The 23,063-nt window shown below is 59.8% G+C and carries 20 protein-coding genes and 3 pseudogenes; 11 read left to right on the forward strand and 12 right to left on the reverse strand.

The window, feature by feature from the left end:
- Positions 1-839 precede the first annotated feature (839 nt).
- Positions 840-1,268: a contact-dependent growth inhibition system immunity protein gene (locus AACY30_RS25970; protein WP_258709673.1), complete on the forward strand. Its 429-nt coding sequence runs from the start codon at positions 840-842 to the stop codon at positions 1,266-1,268.
- 142 nt (positions 1,269-1,410) lie between these two features.
- Positions 1,411-1,677, forward strand: coding sequence for a hypothetical protein (locus AACY30_RS25975; RefSeq protein ID WP_339541338.1), 267 nt, complete (start codon positions 1,411-1,413; stop codon positions 1,675-1,677).
- A gap of 396 nt (positions 1,678-2,073) precedes the next feature.
- Here AACY30_RS25975 and AACY30_RS25980 read toward each other — a convergent pair.
- The 3 genes and pseudogenes from AACY30_RS25980 to AACY30_RS25990 all read right to left on the reverse strand — a co-directional run.
- Positions 2,074-2,803 (reverse strand): annotated as a pseudogene (locus tag AACY30_RS25980) (IS3 family transposase); the annotation flags it as partial.
- A gap of 75 nt (positions 2,804-2,878) precedes the next feature.
- Complete coding sequence (locus tag AACY30_RS25985) at positions 2,879-3,265, reverse strand: hypothetical protein (protein WP_339541339.1); 387 nt, start codon at positions 3,263-3,265, stop codon at positions 2,879-2,881.
- Positions 3,262-4,611 carry a hypothetical protein gene (locus AACY30_RS25990; protein WP_339541340.1) on the reverse strand — a complete coding sequence of 450 codons (1,350 nt, stop codon included), beginning with the start codon at positions 4,609-4,611 and terminating at the stop codon, positions 3,262-3,264. The genes AACY30_RS25985 and AACY30_RS25990 overlap by 4 nt, the downstream gene beginning before the upstream one ends.
- A 299-nt stretch (positions 4,612-4,910) precedes the next feature.
- Between AACY30_RS25990 and AACY30_RS25995 the strand changes: the two are divergent.
- The 3 genes and pseudogenes from AACY30_RS25995 to AACY30_RS26005 all read left to right on the forward strand — a co-directional run.
- Positions 4,911-5,047 (forward strand): annotated as a pseudogene (locus AACY30_RS25995) (GNAT family N-acetyltransferase); the annotation flags it as partial.
- 55 nt (positions 5,048-5,102) lie between these two features.
- Positions 5,103-5,582, forward strand: a complete 480-nt coding sequence (locus AACY30_RS26000; RefSeq protein ID WP_339541341.1) for a hypothetical protein — start codon at positions 5,103-5,105, stop codon at positions 5,580-5,582.
- Positions 5,583-5,594: 12 nt separating this feature from the next.
- Positions 5,595-5,837: a hypothetical protein gene (locus AACY30_RS26005; RefSeq protein ID WP_065874196.1), complete on the forward strand. Its 243-nt coding sequence runs from the start codon at positions 5,595-5,597 to the stop codon at positions 5,835-5,837.
- Between the two features lie 164 nt (positions 5,838-6,001).
- On the opposite strand, the gene AACY30_RS26010 is transcribed toward AACY30_RS26005, so the two are convergent.
- The 5 genes from AACY30_RS26010 to AACY30_RS26030 all read right to left on the reverse strand — a co-directional run bounded on the left by AACY30_RS26010 (position 6,002) and on the right by AACY30_RS26030 (position 10,549).
- Complete coding sequence (locus AACY30_RS26010) at positions 6,002-6,358, reverse strand: antibiotic biosynthesis monooxygenase family protein (protein WP_065880860.1); 357 nt, start codon at positions 6,356-6,358, stop codon at positions 6,002-6,004.
- Between the two features lie 70 nt (positions 6,359-6,428).
- A complete protein-coding gene (locus AACY30_RS26015; RefSeq protein WP_339416431.1) occupies positions 6,429-7,130 on the reverse strand; it encodes a glutamine amidotransferase in 702 nt (233 codons plus the stop codon).
- A gap of 36 nt (positions 7,131-7,166) precedes the next feature.
- Positions 7,167-8,219, reverse strand: coding sequence for a 2Fe-2S iron-sulfur cluster-binding protein (locus AACY30_RS26020; protein ID WP_339541342.1), 1,053 nt, complete (start codon positions 8,217-8,219; stop codon positions 7,167-7,169).
- On the reverse strand, positions 8,216-9,178 hold the full coding sequence (locus AACY30_RS26025) for an AurF N-oxygenase family protein (protein ID WP_339541343.1): 963 nt from the start codon (positions 9,176-9,178) through the stop codon (positions 8,216-8,218). The genes AACY30_RS26020 and AACY30_RS26025 overlap by 4 nt, the downstream gene beginning before the upstream one ends.
- 153 nt (positions 9,179-9,331) lie before the next feature.
- Entirely contained in the window at positions 9,332-10,549 is a 1,218-nt protein-coding gene (locus AACY30_RS26030) for an MFS transporter (protein ID WP_339541344.1), read from the reverse strand.
- Between the two features lie 239 nt (positions 10,550-10,788).
- Between AACY30_RS26030 and AACY30_RS26035 the strand changes: the two genes are divergently transcribed.
- Positions 10,789-12,087 (forward strand): serine hydroxymethyltransferase, encoded by a 1,299-nt coding sequence (locus AACY30_RS26035; protein WP_339427438.1) that lies wholly within the window; start codon positions 10,789-10,791, stop codon positions 12,085-12,087.
- Positions 12,088-12,097: 10 nt separating this feature from the next.
- Here the strand turns inward: AACY30_RS26035 and pdxR are convergent, their stop codons facing one another.
- The gene (gene pdxR, locus AACY30_RS26040; RefSeq protein ID WP_339471348.1) at positions 12,098-13,594 is read right to left on the reverse strand and encodes a MocR-like pyridoxine biosynthesis transcription factor PdxR; all 1,497 of its coding nucleotides are present in this window, start codon (positions 13,592-13,594) and stop codon (positions 12,098-12,100) included.
- A gap of 136 nt (positions 13,595-13,730) precedes the next feature.
- Here pdxR and serC point away from each other — a divergent pair, with 136 nt between their 5' ends.
- The 5 genes from serC to glyA all read left to right on the forward strand — a co-directional run bounded on the left by serC (position 13,731) and on the right by glyA (position 19,515).
- Positions 13,731-14,813, forward strand: a complete 1,083-nt coding sequence (gene serC, locus AACY30_RS26045; RefSeq protein WP_339541345.1) for a 3-phosphoserine/phosphohydroxythreonine transaminase — start codon at positions 13,731-13,733, stop codon at positions 14,811-14,813.
- Positions 14,814-14,940: 127 nt separating this feature from the next.
- Positions 14,941-16,173, forward strand: coding sequence for a benzoate/H(+) symporter BenE family transporter (locus AACY30_RS26050; protein ID WP_339541346.1), 1,233 nt, complete (start codon positions 14,941-14,943; stop codon positions 16,171-16,173).
- On the forward strand, positions 16,173-17,012 hold the full coding sequence (locus AACY30_RS26055; RefSeq protein WP_065874177.1) for a YggS family pyridoxal phosphate-dependent enzyme: 840 nt from the start codon (positions 16,173-16,175) through the stop codon (positions 17,010-17,012). Before AACY30_RS26050 ends, AACY30_RS26055 begins: the two co-directional genes overlap by 1 nt.
- Before the next feature lie 29 nt (positions 17,013-17,041).
- Positions 17,042-18,223 carry an aspartate aminotransferase family protein gene (locus AACY30_RS26060; RefSeq protein WP_339471345.1) on the forward strand — a complete coding sequence of 394 codons (1,182 nt, stop codon included), beginning with the start codon at positions 17,042-17,044 and terminating at the stop codon, positions 18,221-18,223.
- A 26-nt stretch (positions 18,224-18,249) separates the two neighbouring features.
- Positions 18,250-19,515, forward strand: a complete 1,266-nt coding sequence (gene glyA / locus AACY30_RS26065) for a serine hydroxymethyltransferase (protein WP_305394087.1) — start codon at positions 18,250-18,252, stop codon at positions 19,513-19,515.
- A gap of 528 nt (positions 19,516-20,043) precedes the next feature.
- Here glyA and AACY30_RS27640 read toward each other — a convergent pair.
- The 3 genes and pseudogenes from AACY30_RS27640 to AACY30_RS26075 form a co-directional block, all read right to left on the reverse strand.
- Complete coding sequence (locus tag AACY30_RS27640; RefSeq protein WP_445261456.1) at positions 20,044-20,922, reverse strand: methyl-accepting chemotaxis protein; 879 nt, start codon at positions 20,920-20,922, stop codon at positions 20,044-20,046.
- A pseudogene (locus tag AACY30_RS27645) lies at positions 20,902-21,756 on the reverse strand (cache domain-containing protein); the annotation flags it as partial. The pseudogene AACY30_RS27645 and the gene AACY30_RS27640, both read right to left, overlap by 21 nt.
- Positions 21,757-21,773: 17 nt before the next feature.
- Positions 21,774-23,018 (reverse strand): OprD family porin, encoded by a 1,245-nt coding sequence (locus tag AACY30_RS26075; protein ID WP_445261457.1) that lies wholly within the window; start codon positions 23,016-23,018, stop codon positions 21,774-21,776.
- Between the last annotated feature and the right edge of the window lie 45 nt (positions 23,019-23,063).

Genomic DNA, 23,063 nt, shown 5'->3' on the forward strand with positions numbered 1-23,063 from the left:
GGTACAGATACACTTTTTCGACTTTGGCATCGGGTCGCATCATGGCGAGCTGGCTCCTGAGGGAATCGGGAGCACAGCATCCGGGATCAGATCAGCGCTTTGAATGTGGGGTTTATGGAGCGCTTACGAATGTCTGGGCATCCGCTCTAGGTCGATTACGGCTCTCGCGACAGGCAGAGATCGGCCAAAAGGAGCCCGTCGAAGGCGTTTAGGAAAAGAGTGGCGCTTCACATCCGCCCAGCAAAAAACTATGAGGCCTCCCAAACTATCACTTGATGATCCACAATAGATCTGATTCCTAGTGCTTTGGTGAAGCATGGCCGCACTTTCGAATCGCCGTTTTATCTTACCTATCCTGATAGCGTGCTCGTTCGCGACTGGTTTATTTTTCGGACTAATAGCAAAAGGCTTGTTAAATCCTTCAGGCTGAGCTGAGGCCGTTTCGGGCATCGCTACGGTAGTAGCTCTCACTCTTGCTGTCGTCACATATATAGAGCTTGTCGCGGAAGTACATCCTCCTTATTTTTCCCAACATTTCCATGCTGATCAACCTGTGTTCTCCTGCTCAAAAAGTGAGCACAAGTAGTTGAACACCGGTAAATGGGGTCTGACCCTGAGGAGTCGTCTTGAGAATGGTGGTCTGACCCCTATTTCTTCGTTCCTCGGAAGAATGGCAGTGGTTACTATGATCATTTGAACGAAATGCAGGAGCGGATAAGAGGGCTTACCAACCATGCAGAAACGCTTAAGAATGTAAGTAACCCAGAGGCGCAAGCGGCCCGACAGGCAGCTTTGGATACTTTAAAACGTATTTCTGACTCTCTAAATGGTGCGGGTATATGAAAAAGACATTTCGTCAAATAGATGAGAGTAATGGGTTTAAGTGGGAAGTTGAGCCTGATTCTGATGAGTCTGCGCTGGAGTCATGGCACAGGTCGATTCTGGACACTCCGATAAACGAGCTTGAGATCGGCGACCTTTGCAGATCGGTCAGGCAAGATATGTATACGTCGGAATTATTGCCTGTCGTGGTTCGCGAGTTGGATAAGGAAGTGCTGGTAGGATTTCTGGATGACGCCGAGTTGCTAAAAGGAACCTCAAAATTATCGGAGGCAGTCTGGGCGAAGAATTTACTGCTGACGCAAAAAATGTTGAATATTCTGCGGCGAGATAAAGAGCTTATTGCTGCGGAGCCTCGCGCTGTCGAATATGTCGAATATGCTCAGGCGCTAGAGAGGAAACTGCTGGCAGCGCTTAATGGTAAATGACACAAGGTGCAAAAGCTAGAGTGGATGCGCCCAAGGGTGGATTTGGGCCTACTTATCGGCCAGCAGATAGCGATCAGTTTGAAAGAGGTAAATGGGGTCTGATCCTGATTAGCTCCCGATTAGTTCCTGTTGAGGGCTGGTGATGAATATGAATGTTATAGAACGATTTGTGCAGCAGGAGTTAGATGCTCATGTTAGAGGGGTCCTACAGGGCGCCATCGACGAGAAGCGTGGTTCTGAGAACGTCTATAAACGAGAGTTTGAATTTAATAGCTTTGATGTGGTTTTGGACTTTTCAAGAGGAATGGTGGTTGTACAAGATGTTTTGATCGCAGGCGAAGATGGTGATCAGGAAATCTCTATGTCAGACTTCATTGATGTTTGTAACTTGAAAGGATTAGATCGGTAGATCGTGCGGAAGTCATTATGCCTATGGGCTTGGATGCTGTAACTGTCAGCGGTTAACATTCCAGATGTATATTATTTGTGGTTGATGGTCTTGCCGGTGGCAGCAATAGGACCCGCGTGATGGAGTTGACTAGCTTTTTTGATGCGATAGTGGATGACGCTGAAAAGATACTTCTGGCCGGCGGAAATCGGGGTCAGACCACGTTTTTACAAAGGTCAGCAACATTGCTCTTTAAAAAAATGAGAATGGTGGTCTTGAGAATGGTGGTCTGACCCCTATTTCCCACGACATCGACAATCTCAAGGCAGAAATATCTCTGTTTCTATTGACTGGCCTTTTCCCTGAGTTGTTGGCGGTTAGGGCGGGGTAAATGGGGTCTGACCCCCAATTAGTTCCAGCCAGATACAACCAGCCACTACGGGTTCGGATGTAGGTAATGTCTGCTACCCAGGCCTTGTTCGCCGCCTCGGGTTCAAATTGGCGGTTCAATACATTTTCAGCAATCGGCAGGTCATGTTTGCTGTCGGTGGTGTGCACAAATTTACGCTTCCAGGCCGAACGCAGGCCGTTGACGCGCATCATGCGGCGAATCTTGTAAATGCCTACTTCCATACCCTTTGCGCTTAACGCTTTACGCAATGGGCGACTGCCATAACGCCGCCACTTTCAGCAAACGACGCCTTGAGTTGCAGAGCAACGGGGCAGATCGATGCAGGAGCCTCAGCGCGCTTGTTGGCCTCGTAGAAGGCGGATCGACTAACCCCCAACAAACGGCACACATACGCCACCGAATAAGCCTTCTGTTGCAGCTGCCGAACCAAGCGGTACGTTACTTCAGCTCGCGGGCAAAGAAGGCGGTGGCTTTTTTTAATACATCGTTATCCATCTTGAGCTGACGGTTTTCTTGCTCCAACTGGCGAATACGCTGTTGCTCAGAGGTCAGTGGCTTGCCGATCCCGGCTTGCCCCAACTTCTCGGCCTCATACTGTTGTACCCGGCGTCGAACGGCCGTATCACCAATATCAAGATCACGACAAACCTGTGAAACACTCAGGCCTTTGTCCTTGATCATCTTTACAACTTCCAGCTTGAAGCTGTCGTCGAATACTTTGCGTTTGCCGGTCATGGAGAACTCCTCAATAGGTGCATTTTCCACCTATCGGGGTGTCCGGGGAAATTAGATCACTACACAACCCGGACTTTAGCCGTGCCAACCCACTACTTTGCCAACGGTCCACAGCAGAAGAGCAAAGCTCAAAAGCCCTATGACACTCCACTGCAGGATTGCCAGCTTTCGCTTAAGTGGTGCTGGGAAGGTTCTCAAATCTTCCGCGTTTAACTGACCTCTTTTGAGAAGACCGTTTGGAAAGGTGACGATCCCAGAAAGCCCACCCACGAGCAGCAGTTTGCCCCAGGGGCCGCCATCTTTGAGCGGGGCTCTAGCCAGAACCGCAGGGCATTTAGTCAAGTGATTCAGCATTAAATCCATCTGGGTATAAGCCATATGCAGTGCGAACCCTATCCAAGCAATAATACCCAGCACAACGCCGCCAGACAGGTATCCAAAAAGGGTTTCGGTACCGGTCATTTGGTCTTCTCATAAATGACTTCGCCAAATTTCTCACTTGCGGTGCCCACAACAGTTCCCCCAGCAAAAGATCCGGCTCCCACCACCACAATGCCGCATGCCAAGGTCGCGGCCCCCACAGTCGGCACGCCTAGCGCAACGCATAAGGCGCTGACCACGGAGCCTGTTAAAAACGCTCCCGCTGCGGCGCCTCCGGCAACCGTGCCGATATAACTGCCTGTTTCAGTGTATTTGCCCTTCTCGCATGCCCCCTTATTACCAGCCGAACAGACATTCTGAACCTTCAGAGCGGACGCGCCTACAGCCATGCCGATCCAGCCGCCATACTTGATGGCTTTAGCTGCTCTGGATATCCCTTTAATGTGGGTGGCATACCCTGGGATCTGCCCAGGTGTCCCTGCCTGCGTCCAGCGATGCACGAGGCTTCGACTTGAAATGCCTAATGCAAATTTCAGGTTCGGATGATCAGGCAGGCCTGTGCCTTTACGCACAAAGGATGTCAGGTGGGTATCGAGCTGGGCGAGCAGGCGTTTGCGTTCACTGAAAAACTCAGGTGATCGTAAATGCCCATCCTTGAGGAACGCCCGCTGATGCAGCGCCTCGATTTCCTGTAGGACGTTTTTGAGGTCGTCCAGATTTCGGGCAAACATGGCTTCGCCTACGCCAATGGCAGTTGACCCGAGGGCCAGGAAACTTTGGATTTCCTCGCGGTGGCGCATCATGAAGTTCGCCTCGTCCGCGCTAAGTGGGGCCAGGGATTCATTGGTGTGCGCTGCTGCTTCCATCAGCCTGCTTTCTTCGCGGGTGCATTGGAAGTTGTTCGGGTCGCTGAGCACGATCATCGAGCCGGCTTTGACTTCGCTGAGATTGGGGTTCAGCGATTGGAATTTATCCAGCACTGCGGGGCTGGGTGACTGGAAAAGGGTCTTTTTCAACGCGTCGGCCGTTGTGCTCTCCGGTACGACGTAAAAGCCCGGCTCTTGGGGCTGAGGGCTAGTACGCATTGGCTTGCTGACCGGTAGAGGCGCCGGTTCGGTTGATCGGCGCTTATGGAAGCGACCTGCCCAGCCTTTGTCGGTGATGAATGAGTACTTACCGGAGGTGTCGTTGCTCAGTGGGCTGAAGGGCGCGTTAGTCACCAATAACAGATGACCACTTTCAACCGCGTCCAGGATCTCTTGCTGGCCCCAGGCTCTACCGAACGTGCGGACATCAAGCCCGCTGATGGTTGAGAATGACCGTCCCTCAAATGCGCTTCTCACGTCGGAGGCCGCAAAAAAAGGCGACTCGATTTGTTTGAAGGTTATTCCTAAACGCTCGCGGTCGTGCCAGTGAATCAAGCGCATCGATTATCGTCCTGATAGGGGAAGCCTAGCGGCCTGCATCCATTGATAGGAGGGCGAAAGATAAGTCGTGGATTGGCAGCGCGAGAATGCGGGGGTTATTGCATTTTATTTCTAGCGGGGTGAAGCAAGACGCGAACCCCTATATTTTCAATGCAGGTTGCCAAATTTAGAGGGAAGTCGAAGCAAAGTTTTCGAGGATTCTGTGAAGGCATCATTGTTAAATGAAATTACAGCGAGTGCCCGATAGTTATATCGGGCTCCCGCCAAGCATGGAGGATACTTTACGAAATGATTGGCCCCTCAAAGAAAGTGCCTCGAACCGTTTTACACCCGCCATGGCTTCGTTTTCGTCGAAAGCAGTGAATTCGACAATTATTATGACCGTCAGCACCTTACGCCGCGCTGTGCACCTTGCCAGCCAGGTGAAATGATTTGAATCCAGCGCCCTCCTTCTAGACAATCCCCGCCTTTGGCTCGAAAGGATGCGTGCGATGAAGTTCGAAGGGACTTTCCAATACATGGGCAATCACGGGATCGTGTTCAACGTCTCGCAGATCACCCTCACCGACAGCGAACGCGGGCGGCTGCGCGAGCTGCATTTTGGTGAGGCGAAGAGCGCGCACTACGAGGTCAACCGCAAGGTCGTCGAGGTGTACGACAAGATGCTGGCCAAGAACCTGCCGTGCCTGATGATGATCGGCATCTCCAAGCCGCTGACTCGGCAGCAGGGCGATGTGCTCAACGCCCAGCGCACCAGAATCGCCAACTTGGCGGCCTCGGCCTTCGCGGGCGTCACCTCTTACGTTGTCTCCCCCTACGTGGGGGCCCCCGCCGGCGCCGGTGTGCGCATGTACGTGAATGAAACCCTGCCCACCTATCATGCAGGCGACATACTGGTGAGCATCGAGGCGCAGGTGAACGGCGGTATCGGCCCGCAACGTACCGCCTCGACACTGATCATCAAGACCTGACGGGAGAAACCCATGTCTGACATTACCCAACTGGTCGCTGCTCTGGTGCTGTTCTTTCTGCTCGATCGGTTTCTTAAGTCGTACCCGCTTCGCAAGTGGTTAGGGGTACTGCTGGTGGCGATGGGGGCGGTCGGCTGCGTTGCGGCGAGCCACATCCGCTTGCTTGGATTTGACCTGGGGTTGCTGTCGATCTTTGCCGTTGCACTGGGGGTGGGGTTGTTCCTAAAGCGGCGGCGGTTCGAGCAGATGGGTTGAAGGTGGCAGGGGCTCCGCGGTTTAGTGCTCCAATGCCTGTCATACAGGAAGCAGCGGCGCAAACATTTGTTGTGATGCTTACGGCAGCGCTCTCTCGGCGACAGCCCTCCAGCGCCCAACCCATGATCGTTCCCAAGCACCGCGTGGGAACGATCAGCATGGCGTTACGCCGTGGCGTGTGCTCCATCAACAACGACGTTATACGGCGCTTGCTCACGATCCCGCAGGCCGTAATCACGAATGACCGAAGTCACGCGAACGCGGTAATCGTCGAAGATCTTGTCGCGCCCGGCGCGTTGTGCAGACAGGTGCGCGGTGACGTTGCGCCACTGCACCACGGCTTCCTCATCGCGCCAGGTGGTCACCGACATCACCTTCTTGGGGTTCAGCGTGCTCTGAAAACACTCGACGGAGATAAACCCGTCCATGGGTTCCAGCAACGGGGTCAGCTTATTGACCAGGTCCACATAGGTCTCGCCCTGGCCCGGTAGTGCCTGCAATTCGAATAACACGACGATCATGATTGACTCCTCATCCTTGACGGTTTTTTCAGGTGGTTTTAAACCGCGGCGGTTGCCCGCCGTCAGTGGGTTAACGGGGGCCCAGGTTGTTTAGCCAGGCGCGCATCACGTTGCCAGCAGCGCGGGTCAGGCGATCGCCCAGGCCAGCGGCCGTGGCGCGCAGTGCGACGAGGTCGATGCCGGCGTGGGCGAGTTCGCTGGCGTGGCCAACCAGCCACTGTTCGATGTGGGTGGTGTTGGCTTCGAGATGAAACTGCAGGCCCAGAATCGTGCGGCCCACGGCAAACGCCTGGTGGGCGCCCACTGGTGTGCTGGCCAGCAATACGGCACCGTCGGGCACATCGAACTGGTCGCCGTGCCAGTGCAACACGGGCGTGTCCATCAGCGCGGCGAGCGGTGAGTCCTGGCCGGCCGGAGTCAAGGTCAACGCGGAAAAACCGATCTCCTTGACGCCCAACGGGTAGACCTTGGCGTGCATGGCGCGGGCGATCAGCTGTGCGCCCAGGCAGATGCCCAACAACGGTTTGCCGGACGCCACGCGCTGGCGCACCAGCTCCAGTTCGTCGTGCAGAAACGGGTACAGGTCCTCGTCATACGCGCCAATCGGGCCGCCGAGCACAATCAGCAAGTCGGCCTGCAGCACCTGCTCCCTATAGATGGTGTCCACGGTGGGGTCGAGGTAAATCAGGGTGTAGCCTTCATCGGCCAGCACCACATCCAAGGTGCCCACGTCTTCAAAATGAATGTGGCGCAGTGCAATAGCAGTTTTCATGGAAACACTCAGCGGTTGAAATAAGGGCGTGACGGTTTATGCAGTGGGGTTGAGGTCGACCTTGATCGTCCCCGATTGCGGGAAGGTGCAGCAGGCCAACGCAAAGCCTTCTCCCTTGTCCTTATCGGTCAGGCAAAAGTCGGGCTCGAGGGTGTATTCGCCCTCGGACAATTTGATCCGACAGTGGCCGCAGATCCCGGCGCGGCACAGGCTGCGCACTGCAATGCCGCTGGATTCGAGCATCTCCAGCAGGCTCTTGCCGGCGGGCAGTTCCAGCAACTCGTCGGTGTGGCTGATGTGCAGGCGCAGCGCATCGCTGGTCGCAGGTTGCGCCTGCGCGGCCCTGACAGGCGGGGAGAAGGATTCGATCAGCAATTGGCTGTCCGGAAACAGCGCCAGCGTTTGGTCGCGCAAGCCTTGGGCAAAACGTTGACTGCCGCAGATCACCAACGTGTCCGGGTTACCCAGCAGGTTCAGGTCGGCGGCGGTGGGGCGGCCGGCCCTGAAATGGCCGTTGCTGCGTGCAGCTTCGCGGGTAATGAAGACCTGCAGCGAAAACCAGCGGGTGTTCAGTTCCAGGTCCAGCAACTCATGCAGGAAGGGAATGTCGGCCACCGTCGGCACACACAACAGCAGGCTTACCTCGGGCACCGCCAGGCCGCGTCGTGCGCGTTCCAGCAGGCCGCGCAGCAAGGCGATTGGCAAGGTGATGCCGATGCCGCCAGCGAGCATGCCGACGTGCTTGCAGCCGATGATCGACGCCAGGCTGATGTCCCCGGCCACAAACTCCACCGCGACCTGCGAACCCTCCTGCAAGGTAGCGTGCAACTGGTCCGAGACCCCGCCATGGCCTTCGCGCTTGACCGCAATCTCGAACCCGTCGGGGCCTTGCCTGCGAGTGATCGAATACAGCCGTTGCTGCGGCGTGCCCGCAGCGTCCGGAAAGCGCAGCGCCACGTGCTTGCCGGGTTCCAGGCGGTCGAGGAACTCGGCGTGGGCGCCCACGGCGCGCAGGCTGAAGACGTTGATCGCAGCGGTTTCAATGGTCACGCGTTCGCAACGGGCCTGCAGTGGGGTCATGGCGTTCATGCGCGGGCCTTCTCGCTCAAAGTTTCGATGGCGTGTTCGGCGCTGCTCAGGCCTTTGCCGGTCAGGCCGATACGGTCGATCAGGGCCTGGAGCGAGTCGGTGTATACGCTGATTTCGTTGTTGTCGCCCACGTCATGCAGGATCTCGCTGGCATGCGCCATCTGCAGTATCGAGAACACCTTGGCCCATGCGCCCATTTCGTTGTTGGCGAACATCTGCACGGTGCGCAGGATGATTGAGCGCAGGTACTCTCGCTCGGTGCGACTCAGGCCATGAACGATGTCGGAGGCGACAAAACTGAACACGCTGGAATGGCTCCATTCATCGATGGCGTGGGTGCGTGTGACCTCGTGGCACACCGCCTGGATGCTGGTGTCTTCGGCCATGGTCTTGAGGTAATCGGTGATCAGCGTTTCACTCGCGCACGCCACACCAAAACGGGTCAGGCGGCGCTCCCATTCGGCCGTGCAGTTGGCCAGCAGGGCTTCGCGCCAGGTCACTAGGTTGAACGCGCTGAAATCCAGCGGGGTCAGTTTGCGCATATCGTAGATGTAGTTGCAGGCCATGATCGACATACGCGTGTGCAGGGCTTCGTCCAGCAGTGCCTGGGACATCACGTCCTGCAGCAGGGCGCGATTGTGGCTGTGTGGCGGGGTCTTGATGATGTCCTCGCAGGCGGGCACCACCACGTCGCATTCGATGTAGATCGTCTTGAGGTTGTAGATGCCCCACGCGTAGGACAGGCACTTGGATTGCAGGTCCTGGGGCGCCTCGAGCCAGGCCTGGTGATGACGGAACGGCAGCAGCGACAGGCTGAAATCCTGCTTCTTCGGGTCAAAGGCCAGGCCCCAGTAATCCGGTTGCGGATTGTTCACGGCAGCGTGAGTTTTCCAGAGCCCGGACAACTTGGCGAGCATGTTTTTTACCACGTCATCGGTACCACAATTCAAACGGTCCATGTTTTAACTCCAAGGAAAAAAATATTGGTGTTCGGGTTAACCGCGCAGTCCTGTGCAAACATGACGGGGCCCACAAGGGGGTTGCTGCGTAATAAATGCGGGACGTTGCCCTTCAAGTCTGCGGCAAAAAAACGCCGGGGATATTGCTCCAGGTCAGCTGAATTGCGGGTGTGATGCGGGCATTTTCCGGGCTTTGGCCAAGTGCCGTTCCTGCATCAGGGTCAGCGCGACCGTCAGGCCCATAAAGGCAGCACTGGCCCAGAAAATCGAGTTGGGGTGGCCTTGGTCGAGTAGCCAGGCGAACCCGACCGGGCCGAGGGTGCCGCCGATATTGAAGCCGGTGGAGACAATGCCGAAGGTCTTGCCTTCGGCGCCTTTCGGCGACGCTGCGCGCACCAGCATGTCGCGGGACGGCGCGATCACCCCGGTCAGGAAACCGGCTACACCGAGTACCAGCAGCAGTGCCAGCACGCTCAAGTGCGCCGTGGCGACCAACAGTATCAACCCGCTGGCCAGGGCAAACGCGCTGGCGGCCACCACGCCATGGCGGCGGGTGCGGTCGGCCAGTGCACCGCCTGCCAGCACGCCAAAGGCGCTGGCAAACAGGAACGCCGTGAGTGCCGAGTTGGCCCAGGTCAAGGCCACGCCCTGGCCTTGCATAAGGGCCGCGACCGAGAATTTTTCAATTGCGCCGGTGCTCAGGTTCAGCAGCACGAACAACAACGTCAGGCTCAGCACCAAGGGCGAAAGCAACGAGCGCCGACGCGTGTCGAGGGGCGCCGGGTCGGCCGCTGGCGACACATAATTGACTTGGGCCCGTGCCGCGCCAGGTATCGACAACACCGCCAGCGCGACAAACCCTACGCCTGCGGCGGCGGCAAACGCCATGGCCGGCGTGCTCGCCACGGCGATGCTCAACAAAAACACCGGGGCCACAGCGGCGCCGAGGAAGCCGGCGAAGGTGTGCACGGAGAACGCTTTGCCAATGTGGGCAGGGTCAATATGGCGGGACAGCAGGGCATAGTCGGCCGGGTGGTAAACCGCGTTGGCGACGCCGGCCAGCGCCATGCCGATCAGCAAGCAAAGGTAGCTGGGCACGAGTGCAATCAACAGGAAACTGCCACTGCCCACTGCCAGCGCGGCTAACAGCAGGCGGCGTGCGCCGAAGCGGTCCACGGCAAATCCCATCGGCGCCTGCACCAGCGCGGTGACGATGTTGAACAGGCTCAGGGCCAGGCCCAACTGCACGTAATCGACGTCGAAAAAAGCCGGGAGGAGGGGAAACAACGCCGCCAGCACCATGATGTGCAGATGACTGACAAAGTGCGCGGCTGCGACCTGCGGCAGCAGTCCGATACGAAAAGACGTCATGGCAGAACCTGGGGAATGGGGGTGACAAAACCGGCGCAGAGCTTAGTGAGGTGTTGGTCTTGCGGGATAGTCCAATGTTCAGAGGTTCACCAGACCACTTTGCAGCGCTACTGGCCTAGCGCCGTGGCGCCGCGCCGCGCAGTGGTCTGCAACGCTGGCGCAAACTGGTATACCGACGCGGGCCGTGGGCCGCTAGGGTAGACGCCGTTTGCCAATCGACGTTTTCACAGGGAGTGACCATGCCGCATTTCGCTTATCGAGACGGGCACGCGCTGCCGGTGCTCAGTGGCGTCGCACTGGCCCAGGCGGACGGGGATGTGTGGCGTGCCATCGACGCCGAGCGCCAACGCCAGATGCAGTCAATCGAGCTGATTGCTGCCGAGAATTTTGTCAGCCGTGCAGTGCTTGAAGCCCAGGGCTCGGTGCTCACCAACAAGCATGCCGAAGGGTATCCGGGGCGCCGTTATTACGCCGGCTGCTGCAACGTCGACGCGGTAGAAGAGCTGGCCAACGAGCGCGCCCGGCGGTTGTTCAACTGTGCCTACGCCAACCTGCAACCCCACTCGGGCAGCCAGGCCAATCAGGCGGTGTTTCTGGCGCTGCTGGCACCGGGCGACAAGATCCTCGGCCTGGACCTCAAGTCCGGCGGGCACCTGTCCCACGGCGCGGCGTTCAATATGTCCGGGCGCTGGTTTCAGGCCCTCAGTTATGGCGTGGATCCGCTGACCCATCGGGTCGACATGGACCAGGTCGAGCAGATGGCCCGCCAGGAACGCCCGCGATTGATCATCGTCGGCGCTTCGGCCTATTCACGGGCGCTGGACTTCGCGCGCTTTCGCGCAATTGCCGACGAAGTGGGGGCCTTCCTGATGGCCGACATTGCCCACGTCGCCGGACTGGTAGCGGGCGGTGCGTACCCGTCGCCGGTGCCGTTCGCCCACGTCACCACCATCAGCACCCACACCACACTGCGCGGGCCGCGCGGCGGGATGATCTTGTGCAACGAGCCGGGCATTGCGCAGAAAATCAATGCGGCGGTGTTTCCCGGCCTGCAAGGCGCGCCGCTGATGCACACACTGGCGGCCAAGGCCGTGGCGCTCGGCGAAGCCTTGCAACCGGCGTTCAGCACCTACGCGCATGCGGTGATTGCGAACGCCCAGGCCTTGTGCGGGCGCTTGGCCGAAGGCGGGTTGTCGGTGGTCTCGGGCGGCACCGACTGTCACCTTGGCGTGATTGACCTGCGGCCGTGGGGCCTGGTCGGCAATGTCGCCGAACAGGCGCTGGAAGCGATCGGGATTACCGTGAACAAAAATATCGTGCCGGGCGACGAGGTCAAACCCAGTGTCACCTCCGGCATTCGCATCGGCAGCGCGGCCTGCACGTCGCGGGGCATGGGCGTGGATGAATTTCGCGAGATCGGCGACATGATCCTCGCCATGCTCGGCGGCGTGCGCAGCGGCGCCCTCGACAGTCGCACCGAGCGCTCGATTCGCGAAGGCATCGGCGAACTGACCAAGCGTTTCAAGCTGCCTTACTGAGCGGCTGCCTCTAGATTTTCAGCGCATTGGCCAGGCGCAGCATGGCGGCTTCGATTTCATACGCGGTCAACGACGAGTAGCCCAGCAGCCAGCCGTATTGCTGCGGTTCGCCTGCGTACAGCTTGCTGAGTCCGGACAATTGCACGCCGGCGGTGGCCGCCTGGCGGATGGTTTTTTCTTCGCTCCAGCCCGCCTTCAACAGACACGGAATCTGCAAGCCGCCCGGTGGCAACTGGGCGGTGACGACCTCGCCCAGGTACTTGCCAATGGCGTCATGCATGATCGAGCGTCGCCCGGCATACAGCTTGCGCATGGCCCGCACGTGGGCGTTGTAATGACCGTCTTCCATAAACCGCGCCAGGGTCAGTTGCAGCACTTGCGGCGTATGCCCGTCCATCATGCTGCGCGCGTAGGCAAAGGGCTTGACCAGTTCGTGGGGCAGCACCATGTAGCCCATGCGCAAGCCGGGGTAGAGCGTCTTGCTGAACGTGCCGATGTAGAGCGTGCGCTGATACTTGTCCAGGCCCTGCACGCAGGCGGTGGGTTGTCCGTCGTAATGGAACTCGCTGTCGTAGTCGTCCTCGATCAGCCACTTGCCTTTTTCTGCCGCCCAGTTGATCAACTCAAGGCGCCGTTCCAGCGGCAGCGTCACGCCGGTGGGGTATTGGTGCGACGGTGTGACGTACACGCAGTTGGCGCCGCTGCGGTCGGCGTACAGCAGGTCGGTGCGGATGCCGCGTTCATCGACATCGATGGGCAGCACCTTGGCTTCAGCGATCTCGAAGGCTTTGCGTGCGCCGTAATAGCCAGGGTTTTCGAGCAAGATCGGCTTGCCGGCATCCACCAGCAACTGCGCGCAGAGGTACAAGGCCTGGCGCGTGCTGCTCAGCACCAGCACCTGATCGGGCGAACACTTGGCCCCGCGCTCTAGGTTCAGGTAGGTGGCAATCGCCTTGCGCAGCGGCTCGGCGCCTTGAGGGTCGCCGTGCAAGAGCACGTTGGCGCGATAGTCCTTCATCACCTGGCGTTGCAGGCGTTCCCAGACATCCGTGGGGAAACTGCGGGTTTCCGGCAAACCGGTGGCGAAGGCCTTGATGACTTGCTGGTCGCTGACGCCGCCCGTTTCGAAGATCATCCGCCCGCGCTGGCTCAGCTCGGCGCCGGGTGCGGCGGCGTTGCTGCGCACTTCCTGGGCCTTGATGCGCCGGCGTGTGGCGCCGCGCAATTCGACGCCGACCGTGTCGCAGACGTAACTGCCGGCACCCTCGCGGCGCACGATAAACCCGTCCCGATGCAACTGCACGTAGGCGTTCTCGACGGTGTCGCGGGCGCACCCCAGCGACTTTGCCAACACCCGTGTGGCAGGCAGTTTCAGGCCGGGGCCGAGGGCGCCGTCGAGGATCAGTGCGCGCAACGCCCGCTGGATGCGCTGGTGCAAGTCCAGCAGTTGAAACTCCACGTCGTTGAGGCGCATTTTCAGGGTTTCGAGCTCGAAGGTTTTTGCCATGCGGTCTGCTCCGTCCTTTGGAATTGGCCTGTAATGGCAGGCCAGTCTATCCGTAGAATCCAGCCCTCGCCAGCCCGGCCCCGGCGCGTGGCGAGCCCGCACGATGCGAGTGTTCTTGAACAGGAGTTACGCGACGATGGCCAGATCCCACAACTTCAGCGCCGGCCCCACGGCGGTGCCGCTGGAAGTGCTCACCCAGGCACACGAAGAATTTTTTGATTTTGCCGGCACCGGTATGTCGGTGATGGAGATCAGCCATCGCTCCCGCGTGTTCATGGACGTGGCCCGCCAGGCGGAGCAGGACCTGCGCAACATTCTCGGCGTGCCGGACGCGTACAAAGTGCTGTTTTTGCAAGGCGGCGCCTCGCTGCAGTTCGCCCAGGTGCCGATGAACCTGTTGGGCGGCAAAGGCACGGCGGACTACCTGCACACCGGCCTCTGGTCGGGTAAGGCGATTGAAGCGGCGCGGCGTTATTGCGATGTGCGAATCGCGGCCAGTGCCCGCGCAACCGGCTTCGACCGCGTGCCTGACGCAGCGAGCTGGCACCTCAATCCTGACGCCGCCTACCTGCATTACACCGAGAATGAGACGGTCCACGGCGTGCAATTCATCGCCCCGCCCAACAGCGCCGCGCCGCTGGTGTGTGATGCCTGTTCAAGCCTTTTGTCCAAGCCGATGGACGTCGCCCGGCATGACCTGGTATATGCCGCCGCCCAGAAAAACATGGGGGTGGCCGGGTTGACGGTGGTCATCGTCGACCCCGCATTACTGGAACGCTCCCATGCCTTCACTCCGGACATTCTCAACTACGCCCACATCAGCGATGCGCAGTCGATGCTCAATACCCCGGCGACGTTTCCCTGGTACCTCACCGGCCTGACGCTCAAGTGGATCAAGCACAACGGCGGTCTGCCGGCCTTGCATGAGCGTAACCAGACCAAGGCACGCCGGCTCTATCGCGTCATTGACGAGAGCGGCGGTTTCTACCGCAATCGGGTGCAGCCGGCGTACCGCTCGATCAACAACGTGCCGTTCGTGCTGGCGGATTCGACGCTGGAGAAGACCTTCCTGCGCCGCGCCGAAGACGCCGGCCTGAACGGCTTGAAAGGCCACGCCAGTGTCGGCGGCCTGCGCGCCAGCCTCTACAACGCCGTCTCGTTAACCGCAGTCGAGGCGCTGACTGACTTTATGGCTGACTTCGCACGCGCACATGGGTAACCGCCCCTGCGCGAAAAAGTGGTCTGGTCTGCCGCGCGCAAGCGTAGGGGCAAACCCCACCATTCAACGGCTATAAATGACCGCCTGGCCACGGCCTGATCCATTGTCCAGCAAGGAGCCAAGACTTATGCCCTCTACTCAATCCCAGTCGTACCTGCGTCTGCGGGATGTGCTGCACCCGGTGGTTGCCGGGCTGATTTCGGTGATCGTCAATTACGGCGGCACCTTCATTCTGGTGTTCCAGGCCGCCAAGGTTGCCGGCCTCAGCCCTGAGCTGACGGCGTCGTGGGTCTGGTCGGTGTCGATTGGCGTCGGTGTGACCGGGTTGTTCCTCAGTTGGGTGAGCCGCGAGCCGATCATCACCGCCTGGTCGACCCCGGCGGCGGCGTTCTTGATCGTTGCCCTGGCGACCACGCCCTACGCCGAGGCGATTGGTGCGTATTTGATTTCAGCGGCGGCGTTCGTGCTGCTGGGTGTATCCGGCTATTTTGAAAGGGCTGTGCGCCTGATCCCGCCTGGCGTTGCGGCGGGCCTGCTGGGCGGCATTCTCTTGCAGTTCGGCATCGGTGCATTCGCGAGCATGACGGTCGACCCGCTGTTGGTAGGGCTGCTGATCGGCGCCTACATCGTGTTCAAACGCTTGAGCGCACGCTACGCGGTGGTCGGCATTCTGGTGCTGGGGCTGGGCTTTTTGCTGATGCAGGGGCGAGTGGACTTTTCCGGACTGGCGCTGGAGTTCGCCACACCGGTATTCACGCGGCCCGAGTTCTCGCTCAATGCGTTGCTGAGCGTGGCGTTGCCGCTGTTTCTGATCACCCTCACAGGGCAGTACATGCCGGGCATGCTGGTGCTGCGCAATGACGGCTTCAAGACCAGCGCCAACCCGATTCTCAGCGTGACCGGGCTGGGTTCGCTGCTGATGGCGCCGTTCGGCTCCCATGCGTTCAATATCGCGGCAATCACGGCGGCGATCTGCACCGGCAAGGAAGCGTCCGAAGACCCTTCCAAACGCTGGATCGCCGGGGTAGCGGCAGGGGTGTTCTACATCCTGGTGGGGATTTTTGGCGTAACCCTGGCGGCGGTGTTCATGGCCTTTCCGGCGACGTTCATTACCACCCTGGCCGGGCTGGCGCTGCTCGGCACCATCGGCGGCAGCCTGGCCAATGCAATGGCGGACGTCAAATCCCGTGAAGCCTCGCTGATCACCTTTCTGGCGTGCGCCGCCAACATCACCTTGCTTGGCATTGGCGGCGCGTTCTGGGGCTTGCTCATCGGCCTCGCGGCGTATGCGGTACTCAATGGACAACTGCCACGTCGTGAAAAAACCACTGCGGTGACCACCAAGGGAGCGACCCACTGATGACTGGGCAAGCCGAACACCTCACCACGCTCCACGCCGACCATGGTCGCTATCCGCAGGCGGTCAGCGTCGAGGACTTTCGTCGCAACCTTGCCGCTGTGCAGCAACGCATCATCGATGCTTGCCACCGTGTCGGGCGTGACCCGGCCACCGTGCGGTTGCTGCCGGTCAGCAAGACCTTCGACGAAGCCCATCTGCGCCTGGCCTATGCCGCCGGTTGCCGCCTGCTCGGCGAAAACAAGGTGCAGGAGGCCCAGCGCAAGGCGCAAGCCATGAGCGACCTGCACGACCTGCAATGGTCAGTCATCGGCCACCTGCAAACCAACAAGGCCAAGCAGGTTGCGCGTTTTGCCAGCGAATTCCAGGCGCTCGACAGCCTGCGCGTGGCCGAAGTGCTGAACCATCGCCTGCAGCTCGAAGGTCGGCAGATGGATGTGTTCGTGCAGGTCAACACCTCGGGCGAAGCCAGCAAGTACGGCCTGGCTCCCGAGGATGTGGCGGCGTTCATCGCGGCGCTGCCGGCATTCCCAGCGTTGCGGGTTCGCGGGCTGATGACCCTGGCGCTGTTTTGCGCCGACGTGGTGCGGGTTCGCCCCTGCTTCGTGCGCTTGCGTGAATTGCGCGACCGCTTGCTCGCGCAGGTGCCCGAGGGCGTGTCGCTGCAGGAGTTATCGATGGGCATGTCGGGCGACTTTGAAATTGCCATTGAAGAGGGTGCAACCGTGGTACGCGTCGGCCAAGCCATCTTCGGTGCCCGCGCCATGCCCGATGCCTATTACTGGCCCACGGCCGACGCCAGACCGCGCAACGACGACGAGTTGCCGGCGCTCGCCCCTTAACGTTGATTGATCTTTATAGGAGGCCTGCAATGTCCGCTGCACCCGCTTACCTGATGCACACCTCATCCCGTCAGCCGGTTTCGTTCAGCCGAGGCCTGGGCGCCCGCCTGTGGGACACCGACGGCGTTGAATACCTGGATGCCATCGCCGGCGTGGCCGTGACGAGCCTGGGGCACGCCAACCCGGAAATTGCCGCCGCCATCGCCGAGCAGTCCATGCAGTTGCTGCACACCACCAACATGTTTCGCATCCCGTGGCAGGAGCAACTGGGCGAGCGGTTGTGCCTGTTGTCCGGCATGGAGCGCGCGTTTTTCTGCAACTCCGGCGCCGAGGCCAATGAAGCCGCGCTGAAACTGGCGCGGTTGCACGCCCATGCCCGAGGCGTGGCCCAGCCGCAGGTGCTGGTGATGGACAACAGCTTCCACGGGCGCACCCTCGCCACGCTGGCGGCCACCGGCAACCCGGCGGTGCACGTCGGTTTCGAACCGTTGATGCCCGGCTTTGTGCGCGTGCCGTACAACGACATCGAGGCGATTCGGGCGGTCGCGGCGCGGTCACCCAACATCGTTGCAGTGCTGGTCGAACCGGTGCAGGGCGAGGGTGGGGTGCATGCGGCGTTCGCGGGCTACCTGCAAGGGTTGCGCGCCCTGTGCGATGAACACGACTGGCTGATGATGATTGATGAAGTGCAAACCGGCATGGGCCGCACCGGCGCCTGGTTTGGCTTTCAACACGCGGGCATCGAGCCGGATGTCATCACCCTGGCCAAGGCACTTGGCAACGGCTACCCGATAGGCGCATGCCTGGCGCGGGGCAAGGCCGCCGAGCTGTTTTCCCCCGGTCACCATGCGTCCACGTTTGGCGGTAACCCGCTGGCCTGCCGCGTGGGGTGCACGGTGCTGGACATCATGCAGCGTGAGCACCTGCCACAACGCGCCGCGGCCAGCGGCCGACGCCTGCTGGCCGCGCTCAAGCTGGCGCTGGGCAACCATCCCGAGGTGGTGGCCATTCGTGGTATCGGCTTGATGGTCGGCGTCGAACTCAACCGCCCGTGCGGCGAGCTGGTCGACCGCGCCCGTGAAGAACAACGCCTGCTGATCACCGTCACCCGTGGCACCACCGTGCGCCTGTTGCCCGCACTGATCTGCGATGACACACAGATCGACGAGATCGCCGCACGTGTCATTCGCCTGCTGTCGCCCGCTGTTTGAATTTGTTAACCAAGGACGCCCCCACCATGTACGACTCAACGCTCACCCTGGATGCTTTCGACCCTGAACTGCGTGAGGCGATTCATAACGAAGCGCATCGCCAGGAAGACCACATTGAGCTGATCGCGTCGGAGAACTACGCCAGTCCGCTGGTCATGCAGACCCAGAGCACGGTACTCACCAACAAGTACGCCGAGGGCTATCCCGGCAAGCGCTACTACAGTGGTTGTGAATACGTTGATGTGGCCGAGCGGCTGGCGATTGAGCGGGTCAAGACCCTGTTCAACTGCGACTACGCCAACGTGCAGCCTCACGCGGGTGCGCAGGCCAACGCGGCGGTGTTCCTCGCGTTGATCAACCCCGGTGACACCGTGATGGGCATGAACCTGGCCCAGGGCGGCCACCTGACCCACGGTAACCCGGCGAACTTTTCGGGCCGGCATTACAAGATCGTGCCCTACGGGCTGGACCCGAAAACCGGTTTTCTCGACTACGACGAGATGGAACGAATTGCCCTGCAGACGCGCCCGAAAATGTTGATCGGCGGCTTCTCGGCGTACTCGCGCTACAAGGACTGGGCACGCATGCGCACCATCGCCGACAAGGTCGGCGCCATATTCTGGGTCGACATGGCCCACGTCGCCGGGCTGGTCGCCGCCGGCGAATACCCGGACCCGCTGCCCCATGCGCATGTGGTCACCAGCACCACGCACAAAACCCTGCGCGGCCCACGGGGCGGTTTGATTCTGTCGAAGGGCCAGGACGAAGCCTTCTACAAGAAACTCGATTCGGCAGTGTTTCCCGGCGTGCAGGGCGGCCCGCTTATGCACCAGATTGCAGCCAAGGCCGTGGCGTTCAAGGAAGCGCTGACGCCCGAGTTCCGCGTCTACCAGACCCAAGTGGTGATCAACGCCCGCGCCATGGCGGCGGTGCTGCAAAAGCGCGGCTACAAGATCGTCTCGGGCGGAACCGACAACCACATGATGCTGATCGACCTGTCCGACAAGCCCTACACCGGCAAGGACGCCGATGCGGCATTGAGCAGCGCCTACATCACCGCGAATAAAAACTCGGTGCCGAATGACCCACGCTCACCCTTCGTGACCTCCGGCTTGCGCATCGGCAGCCCGGCGGTGACGACGCGGGGCTTCGGTGTCGAGGCCTGCGAGCAAGTGGCAGGGTGGTTGTGCGACGTACTCGACGCCCTGGAATATGGCGACAGTGACAAGGTCGGCCACCACGTGCGCGAACAGGTTGTCGCACTGTGCCGGCGTTATCCGGTTTATCGCTGAATGGGTTTGGGGGGCCGCGTGGACGGCCCCTGATTCACTTCTTTGCCGAAAAGGACGCTCATGCAGCCCTGCTTCCAGCTTTATCAGGCGTTCGATCTGGGGGAGTGGGGGCGTCGTGATGATCTGCCGGAGATTGATCCCGGTGAGCCCGAAAGTCACAGCGCGTGGTACTTCCCAAAAAATGATCTCAATTTGACGGCTCACCGGGCGCTGCCGCTTCAACTGCGTGTTGGAAGTGGAATCAACTTTTCATGTGATCGTAATGGCGGGTGGTCAGGGTTACATTGTCCAGATGTGCGGTCTTGGCTTGCAGAGTTGCGTTGATCAAGGATGTTGAGACGTTGAGTTCGGTCGCGTTATCAGAAGACGTATCTCCCCGAAACGTAGAGCGTTCAGCGCAAATGGCTGAGCAAAATAATATGTCCATCCAAGATCTGCTCAAAACAAGCGGTGGACTGAAAAGGCTCGCTACCAGCCTGCAGCTTGAAGTGAGCAAGTTTCAGTTGTAGGGGAACATTCAGCAGCCTTTTAAATCTTGAATTGCTTCAACAGGCCTTCGAGGCGATGACCGATGGCGTATAGCTCATCGACCGTGTGCACGCCGTTTTGCGTCTGGTCGGCGACGCTTTCAACCGCACGGGCTATTTGGTGGACGCTGCGGTTGATTTCTTCGGCCACGGACGTCTGCTCTTGCGCGGCACTGGCAATGTGGGCGTTCATCGCATTGATCGTGACGATCAGTTCGACCGCTTTGCCTAACGACTGGCCCGCCTGTTCAGCGTGCAGGCTGGCGCCATTACCCGCCGCGCCAGAGTGGCTCATCGCAGTGACGGCCTCTGTCGTGGCCTGGTCAAGCCGCTCGATCATCGCTTGAATTTCTTGGGTGCTGAGTTGTGTCCGGCTGGCCAGCGCGCGCACTTCATCGGCAACCACTGCAAATCCACGCCCAGCATCCCCGGCTCGCGCCGCCTCGATAGCCGCATTGAGTGCCAGCAGGTTGGTCTGCTCGGCGATCGAGCGAATGACATCCAACACCTTGACAATGCCTTCTACATCGCCTTGCAGGCTTTTCAACGACACGCCGCCTGCGGACAGGTCCTCGGTCAAGCTACCCAGCCGGACGATGCTCTCGTTGACGACCTGCCTGGCATGCTGCGCCTGTAAATCGGTCTCGGCTGCGGCATCCGAAGCGCTTTGGGCACTGACAGCCACCTCTTGCGCGGCGGATGACATTTGATTGATCGCAGCGGCTACCTGGTCGGTTTCCAAGCGTTGCTGCTCCATCGCGTGATCGATGCACTTGCTCTGTTCGGCCACTTGGGTGACCGAGTCATTCAGCTCCCGGGCCATGCTGACGATCTGGCTCACTAGCCCGTGAATCTTGTCGGCGAAGGCATTGAACGACATTGCCACCTGCCCGAACTCATCGCGACTGGTGGGTAAGCGCCGTGTCAGGTCGCCTTCGCCGGCTGCGATTTCATCCAGGTGTTCGCGAATCCTCGATAAGGGGCGCAGGCTGTTTTTCACCAATATCAATGCCAGCACGCCGATGACGCTCAGCGCAATCAAGGCGATGACGGTTATCCCATAGACAAGGTTGCGCACGCGCTGATGGATTTCTCCGCGTACCTGGGTAACCTGGTTTTCGATGCTGTCGAGATTGATCGCGGTGACCACCACCAGGTCCCAGGCGGGCAGGTAAAAGCTGTAAGCCAGTTTCGGAACGACTTTATCCGTATTGATCAGGGCCCCCGAATAATTGACGAAGTGGCTACCGCTCTTGGCGGCGGCAACCATTTCCCGGTTCAGGTAAATCCCGTTTTTGTCTTTGCGGTCACGCATGTTGGTGCCGACGCCTTCGCTACTGTCGCCACGAAACAGACGCACGACCTGACTGTCGTAACCGATAAAATAGCCGTCGTCGCCGTACTTCATTTTGGACAGTCGCGCTATCGCCAGCGCGCGCGTCGCCCGGTCCCCGGTCTCAGCCCGCGCATAAAGTTCCGCCACAGAGGTTTGCGCAAGCGTGGCGTAGTCCTTCAAGCGTTCGCGGCTTTCTTCGAGCAGACGTTCGCGGGTCACCGTGACTTCCTGCTCGGCGCTCGACAGCAGGGTGGCGCTTGTTGTCAGTGCCAACACCGTGGACAACAGCACCACGGGAGCCAGCACCAGGATCAGTACTTTGTTTTTGAACAGCATGTTGGGGGTTCCTCGCCTTAACCTGTAGGAAAGCGGCCGCATGGGCCACAATCGTCGACTTACCAGAGGGCGATGTCATAGGTGAGGTAGAGGCGGTTGCTGTCGCGCCCTCGGGAGAACTCCGAGCGGTACACATAGTTGCGCATGCGCACGCCCAGGCCCTTGAACGTGCCGGCCTGCACAACGTAGGCCAGTTCGGTATCGCGCTCCCATTCCTTGACCGTGGTGGTGGACTTGCCGTCATTGCCGCTCAAGTAGCGCGCAGAGAAAGTCAGGCCGGGGACGCCGACGGCGGCGAAGTTGTAGCCGTAGTTGAGCATCCAGGTCTTTTCGTCTTCCTCGATGAACTTGCCAATGCCGGCGTTACTGAACGAGTAAACGCTTGCGCCACTGATGTAGGGCAAACCGGCATCGCCGCGCAGGCTCTGGTAGCCCCCGCCAACGGTATGGCCAGCGATCGCGTAGGACAATTGCCCGCTGAGCATGTCGTTATCGATTTTGCCTGCGTAGGCAGAGCCGCTATCAGCGCTGTTGAAGTACCGCAGGTCGCCAGTCAGCACGCCTCCGGCCAGCGGCAGGTCGTGCTGGATGCCAGCGAAGTTCTGGCGGTAAAAGTTTTCCAGTTCGCCGTAGAAGTAACTCAAGCGGGTGTTTTTCCCCCATTTGTACTCGGCGCCGGCGTAGTTGAAGTCGCCTGACTTTTCGCCGCTGTAGCCATCCGGCACAATCGGCACGCTGTCGGTGGAGTCGCGTAATTTGAAACGGTCCAGGTGCCCGCCGGTGATCGTCAGGTTCTCGATGTCGTTACTGCTGACCTGGGTGCCCTGAAAGGTCTGGGGCAACAGGCGTGCGTCGTTGTGAATCAGCACCGGGGTCTTGGGCAGCAGGGTGCCGTACTTGACGGTAGTTTTGGCGAACCGGGCTTTCGCAGTGGCGCCGGCGCTGGCAAATTCGCCTGCTGCGCGGCCGTCGTCATGAAGCGGCATGAGCCCGGTACCGCTGCGACCGCGTCCTGAGTCGAGCTTTACGCCGTAGAGCCCCAGGGCATCAATGCCGAAGCCGAGAGTGCCCGCAGTGAATCCGGACTGATAGTCCAGCAAGAATCCCTGGGCCCATTCCGTACGTTCGCTTTTTGCCGTTCTCGCGGCACGTGAACTCATGCCGTGCTCATCGCGAAAGTTCTCGTTGAAATACACATTGCGCAGTTGCAGCTTGAGCTTGCTGTCATCAATAAAGCCTTCGGCATTGGCACCGGCGATGGGTACCAGACCCAATGCACAAAAAAGGGCCCGACGGGTATACATAGGGTTCATGGCAAACGTCTCGTTGTTGTTATTTGGCGTGCAGGG

It is taken from the genome of Pseudomonas sp. RA_5y_Pfl1_P24 (assembly GCF_963970945.1).
Taxonomy (GTDB): domain Bacteria; phylum Pseudomonadota; class Gammaproteobacteria; order Pseudomonadales; family Pseudomonadaceae; genus Aquipseudomonas; species Aquipseudomonas tritici.